We start from the raw sequence: 255 nt of genomic DNA, 5'->3' as shown, positions 1-255 counted from the left end.
AGTCCTCCAACTTTTCGCAAGCATCTTGCAGGGACAAGAACCAGTGAGCGTTCAGACATTCGCTCCGGAGCTTGCTGTTGAACGCTTCGATGAACGCGTTGTCTGTGGGCTTGCCCGGCCGTGAGAAATCTAGGGTCACGCCCCGTTGATACGCCCATAGATCCATGTCCCGCGAGATGAACTCGCTGCCATTATCTACACGGATGACTTTGGGATAGCCGATGACCCTGCACGTTTTTTCCAGTGTCGCAACGA

Annotated in this window: 1 protein-coding gene; it reads right to left on the bottom strand. The window is 54.1% G+C overall.

The annotated features are described in order from the left end of the window. On the bottom strand, positions 1–255 hold a 255-nt coding region (locus PsB1_RS11810), incomplete at both ends, for an integrase core domain-containing protein (protein WP_284361849.1).

It is taken from the genome of Candidatus Phycosocius spiralis (genome assembly GCF_030158815.1).
GTDB lineage: Bacteria > Pseudomonadota > Alphaproteobacteria > Caulobacterales > Aquidulcibacteraceae > Aquidulcibacter > Aquidulcibacter spiralis.
Note: the sequence above shows the minus strand (reverse complement) of the source record. Positions and strands in the feature narration are given on the sequence as shown.